This is a genomic window from Methylobacterium sp. D54C (assembly GCF_053345595.1).
In genome coordinates this window covers 1-1006 of record NZ_JBKFAK010000092.1, presented here as the reverse complement: position 1 = coordinate 1006, position 1006 = coordinate 1, and the positions used below count along the sequence as shown (strand labels likewise).

Annotated in this window: 1 protein-coding gene; it reads right to left on the bottom strand. The window is 78.1% G+C overall.

Going from position 1 to position 1006, the window contains the following annotated elements; genetic code table 11:
- Positions 1-1006: condensation domain-containing protein (locus ACLBYB_RS32635; protein ID WP_447701358.1), on the bottom strand; the 1006-nt coding region annotated here is incomplete at both ends.

The window sequence follows — 1006 nt, the reverse complement described above, 5'->3', positions numbered from 1 at the left end:
CGGCCAGGGCGGCGAGGCGGTCGGCGAGGCGCGCGGCGAGGCGGTCGGCGCGGGCATCCTCGTCCGGGGCGTCCTCGTGCGGCGCATCCTGGCTCGACGGCGCCCCGGTCCAGTCGAGGCGTGCGAGGGGCAGGGGCACGGGGTCGAGGACGGCCTGGAGGGGCGGGCCGTCGGCGGGGTCGAGGATGGCGGTGCGCAGGACGTCGTGGCGCTCGAGGGTGGCGCGGACGGCGCGGGCGAAGCGGTCGGGATCGAGGGGTTCGAGGTCGAGGCGGACCTGGTTGCGGTAGGCCGCGTCCCCGGGGGCGAGGCGGGCGTGGAAGAGCAGGCCCTCCTGCAGGGGGGTGAGCGGGTAGAGGTCGGCGAGGCTATCGGGGGCCAGCGCGTGGTTGGCGAGGAGTGCGTCGAGGCCGGGTTGGTCGAGGCGGGCGAGGGGCAGGTCGGCGGGGGTGGGCCGGCGCGGGGTTCGCGGATCGGCGCAGTGGGCGACGAGGGCCTGGAGGGTGTGCCGGGTATCGCGGGCGATGGCGGCGATGGCGGCGGCGTCGTGGCGGTCGGGGCTGAAGCGCCAGGCGAGGTGGAGGCGGCCGGCGCGCACGAGGGCGGTGAGGGTGAGCTCGGCGCCCGCGGGGCTGTGGGGGTCGCGCATGGGCCCCGCGCTCTCGGGGGCGAGGGCGAAGGGCGCGTCGGGGTCGGCGCGGTCGGCGTCGATCTGGCCGAGGTAGTTGAGGAGGATGCCGGGCTCGGGTGTCGCGGCGATGCGGTGGCGCAGGTCCGCTACGGGGCCGTGGCGCAGGAGGTCGTGGCTGAGGTCGGGCTGGGGCAGGGCGCGGCGGGCTTCCTTCACCCGGCAGAGGGCGCGGCCGAGGAGGAGACCGAGGGCGTGGCCGCGGGCGGCGTCGTCCGGCGGCAGGTCCGGCGGCAGGTCCGGTTCGCCGCCGAGGGGATCGAGCCGCAGCGGCACCAGCGTGGTGAACCAGCCCACCGTCCGGCTCAGGTCGTGGCG